Origin of the sequence: Corynebacterium sp. UMB9976 (assembly GCF_030212265.1) — a bacterium.
In the GTDB taxonomy this organism is placed as follows: domain Bacteria; phylum Actinomycetota; class Actinomycetes; order Mycobacteriales; family Mycobacteriaceae; genus Corynebacterium.
In genome coordinates this window covers 1-3,947 of sequence record NZ_JASODY010000037.1, presented here as the reverse complement: position 1 = coordinate 3,947, position 3,947 = coordinate 1, and the positions used below count along the sequence as shown (strand labels likewise).

4 protein-coding genes are annotated in these 3,947 nt (G+C 55.0%); 1 reads left to right on the top strand and 3 read right to left on the bottom strand.

The annotated features are described in order from the left end of the window. The 3 genes from QP140_RS09585 to QP140_RS09575 all read right to left on the bottom strand — a co-directional run. Positions 1 to 1,280: malate synthase G (locus tag QP140_RS09585; RefSeq protein ID WP_284759430.1), on the bottom strand; the 1,280-nt coding region annotated here is incomplete at its 3' end. Between the two features lie 89 nt (positions 1,281 to 1,369). After that, the gene (locus QP140_RS09580) at positions 1,370 to 1,849 is read right to left on the bottom strand and encodes an acyl-CoA dehydrogenase family protein (protein WP_284759427.1); all 480 of its coding nucleotides are present in this window, start codon (positions 1,847 to 1,849) and stop codon (positions 1,370 to 1,372) included. 2 nt (positions 1,850 to 1,851) lie between these two features. Continuing rightward, positions 1,852 to 2,973 (bottom strand): MFS transporter, encoded by a 1,122-nt coding sequence (locus tag QP140_RS09575; protein WP_262369104.1) that lies wholly within the window; start codon positions 2,971 to 2,973, stop codon positions 1,852 to 1,854. A 109-nt stretch (positions 2,974 to 3,082) separates the two neighbouring features. Between QP140_RS09575 and QP140_RS09570 the strand changes: the two genes are divergently transcribed. Beyond that, positions 3,083 to 3,736, top strand: coding sequence for a CGNR zinc finger domain-containing protein (locus QP140_RS09570; protein ID WP_284759425.1), 654 nt, complete (start codon positions 3,083 to 3,085; stop codon positions 3,734 to 3,736). Positions 3,737 to 3,947: the final 211 nt, after the last annotated feature.

Here is a 3,947-nt window from a genome sequence, read left to right as displayed (position 1 = left end):
TCCTCCACTGCACCGAACAGGTCGTTGGTGAAAGCAACCTCCTCCGGGCCATGCTGCTTCGGCTTCACGATGTAGATCGAACCGGTACGGGAGTTACGCAGCGGGTTGTTCTCATCCAGACCCGGGATCGCAGCAGCCGAAGTAATAACGGCATCCATGATGCCCTCGAAGATCTCCTCACCGTTGGCATCCAGGATCGCCGGGTTCTGCATCAGGTGGCCAACGTTACGCACGAACAGCAGGGAACGACCATGCAGACGCAGCTCCTCACCATCACGGGAGGTAAACACAGAATCCTCGTTGAGCTTACGGGTGAAGGTTCGCCCCGACTTGGTAATAGTTTTTGTCAGATTACCAACATTTAGCCCAAGCCAGTTGCGATAACCCAGAGTTTTATCCTCTGCATCCACAGCTGCCACTGAGTCTTCAAAATCGATAATTGTCGTCACTGCGGATTCGAGGTTCAGGTCCTTCACGCCGGCCTTGTCGGTCTTGCCGATCGGGGACTCCGGGTCGATCTGGATGTCGATGTACAGGCCATTGTTGTACAGCAGGATGTCAGTCGGGTTGGCCTTGTCACCGCCGAAGCCTGCGTAGACCTCCGGGTTGCGCAGATGCACATCGTTGCCGACGATGGTGGCGGTCAGCTGGCCGGACTCGACGGCGTACTTGGTGACGTCCTTGTGAGAGCCGGATTCCAGCGGTACAACGCGGTCCAGGAACTCACGACCCCACTCGATGACCTTGTCGCCGCGCACCTTGTTGTAGCCACTGCCCTTCTCCTGGCCGTTCTCCTCGGAGATGGCGTCGGTGCCGTAGAGGGCGTCGTACAGGGAACCCCAACGAGCGTTCGCCGCGTTCAGCGCGAAGCGGGCGTTCAACGCCGAAATAACCAGCTGTGGGCCGGAAGTCTCTGCGATCTCGCTATCGATGTTCTGGGTCGCGATCTCGAACTCGCCCGGCTCGTCAACCAGGTAGCCGATCTCGCGGAGGAAGGCCTCATATTCCTTCGGATCCTGAGCACCCTTGTGGTCGGTGTACCACTGGTCGAGCTTGGCCTGCAGCTCGTCGCGAGTGTTCAGCAGCTCGCGGTTGCGCGGGGTGTACTCCTCGACGATCTTGCCGAAGCCATTCCAGAACTTCTCCTGCTCCTCGGCGGAATCCTTCCCGATGGCGGGAAGTAGCTCAGTGTTAACAAAGTCGTAGAGAGTCTTGGCGACCTGAAGACCGCCGACTGTTACGCGCTCGGCACCTTGAGAATTAGTGTAACTAGAAATCATTGTAAAATACTCCTTTTCAGAAAACATCTAGCAAGATCGGCACATACCGAGAATATTGTTGGCTACATAATTCAGAATCATCTCCTCACTCACAGGTTCCGCTCGAAACAAACGGGTCGGCCAAAAAATTCTGAGACGCGATAATCCCCCGCAAATCCATTGCCACCATGGGTCTGGGTCGCGCGATCAACGCTCTTTACCGCAGCCTTATCTGCAGCAAATTTTAAGTAATTCGCGCTAGCACCACAGTCTCTGTCGGAATCAAAATCTGAAGCCGTACGAAAAGTCATGTTCCGAGTCAACTTAATATCCATTTTGACCTCTGGGAGTGGCCGCGACGTGGCGTGATTGGTGGATATGGTGTTTACCAGCTCTGCTTCTCTGACAGACTTATGTTCTTGAAATATTCTTCTCAACACTTCGCGCCCGTTCAGCTGCAAAGTGAAACCAGCGCCAATCGGCTCCAGCGATTCGGCACTGCCAATCAGCTGAATCTCGTATCTTCCAGGATCCAAGAGATTAGCCAGCGCAAGACCAGCAATTCCTGCCCCTACAATGCCAATCTCCATTTTTAGGTAGTCCTTGTTTGGTCAATATAGCTCTGCCGGGCAAACACGGACCCCACCGCGACCATTAGGATCACCCCCAACGCCATGCAGAGGCTTGCAACCGGCAACCCGGTTAGATCGATGAGGTATCCACCTGCCAGAGGGACAACACTCGCAGCGACATACGTACCCAAACTCAAAAGTGCCGTTGCTCCAGGCACCGATTCTTCGTGGACCTCTTGATGGATGAGCCCAAAGCTGCCCAAATTACTAATCCCTTGCCCGGCACCTATAAGCACCGCGCTTAGAAGCAGGATCCATACGCTCTGTTGCGTCATTGCTATACCAAAGCTGCACATCGCCAACGCGATTAGCACCAGAGAGAGCCTAATGTGCGCAAGGCTGTGGAGTCGACGGACTACACTTTGCGCGATCGGGCTAACCGCATACATACCTCCCGCAATCAGGCCAGCGCCCAGGGGACCGCTCGTTTCGCTAATTCCGTTGAGAAGTGTTGGGGATAGCGCCAAAACTATTCCAGCAGCCGTCATTCCCGGGCCAAAAGCTCCGAGACCAGCAATAACAACGCGGTTGTCTCTCCTCCCCAGCCCCTTGTGAGGCAACAAGTCTCGCCTGGGCTTACGCTCCGTCTCCGGCTCTGTTCCGACCACTACCAGCGATATTGCGAGAAGGAGAGCCATAAGAACGAAAACCGTCTTCGTTGGCCATGGAGCCAACTGCGCAACCACTCCTGCAAACAGGGGTCCGCCCGCCAACCCTATTGCGATACCTAACGTGGCCGTGAGCGTAGCTTTAGAGGATTCATCCTCACTAGCCATACCTTGCACAGCAGATGGCCCTAGCACCAAGAGAGTTCCGGAGCACAGACCCGTAAGGATCCGAGCCAGTAGCAGTACTGGAATGCTGTCCGCTAAGACGTATAAGAGACACGAAACAATACCGAGCACCACAGCCACTTGCTGCGTACGTTTCCTTCCCCAGCTATCGCTGAGCCCCGGCGCTAGCAGGAAGGCTGGCGCGAGCCCTCCAAGGTACATGATGAAGATGAGCGTCAATGTCCCTGCAGAGAAGCCAATATCCGCACGCCACAGTTCCATCAGCGGTGTTGCGAGGTTCGGCAGCATAAACCCAGCCACCAACGGGAACGCATACAAAGCTAAAGGGAGTGTGCGACGTGTCATACTCCAACACTAACCCCCTGAGGGGGTTAGTTCAAGGGGTACTCTAGATTTTATGAACACTTCATCCACAGACCAGCTGCACCACCTTCCTTTTGTGTTTTATGGCGAGCGGCCCGCTCTTGACTTTGCGAATACGCTTCGGCGCCGTAAAGATCCGCTGCACCCTACGGTCGACCTTCTACACGATCGTTCTGACTTCGCCAGCTGGCTTAACCAAGCTCGCCGGGCAACGTCATGGGCCGGTGAACTTCCTGAGCTTGTGGAGGCTCCAACGCCGATTGATCAGGCAAGCGTTACGGCGATACGCGAGGCAGTTCTATTCTTGGCAGAGCATAGCCTCGGCATGAATACGCTCTCCTCATTCGAGTTAAACTCCAGAATCGATGTACTCAACGAATGGTCCGCTAGGCGGCCTTTACTTCAGTTGGACGCTCAGTCCTTCTCTCCACATCCGCTTCACAGTGAAGAGCCTGATCCGAGGAAAACGCTGGCAAAGAATCTTGAGCTGGAGCAGGCATTAGGTTTTGTCGCTGCCGATGCAGTTGCACTTTTCGGAACTAAAGACCGGCAGCGATTGAAGATATGCGGCCACGAGCGTTGTGGAATTCTCTTCGAAGATCGCTCTAACGGCCTGCGTAGGCAGTGGTGCTCGATGAAGGACTGTGGCAATCGGGCTAAAGCCCGTCGCTACGCCCATAACAAGTAGCCCGAACCTTTAACCAGTGCCTACCCTGCAGCAGTCGAAAAGAAAGGTCCCGCCCCAAGGCTGCGTTAACAGCCTCAGAGACGGGACCTAGCTTGCTGAGGTTCGCGAGAACCAGCACCCCTAGATTTAACTAATTAGGCGATGCCGTTTTTAGCCTTGAACTCCAAACGACGTGCGTGCAGGATCGGCTCAGTGTAACCAGCCGGCTGCT

What these genes read in the sequence shown, in the direction of transcription:
- QP140_RS09580 (WP_284759427.1), bottom strand. Translation starts at nt 1,849, where the DNA reads ATGGAGATTGGCATTGTAGGGGCAGGAATTGCTGGTCTTGCGCTGGCT.
- QP140_RS09575 (WP_262369104.1), bottom strand. Translation starts at nt 2,973, where the DNA reads ATGCTGCCGAACCTCGCAACACCGCTGATGGAACTGTGGCGTGCGGAT.
- QP140_RS09570 (WP_284759425.1), top strand. Translation starts at nt 3,083, where the DNA reads ATGAACACTTCATCCACAGACCAGCTGCACCACCTTCCTTTTGTGTTT.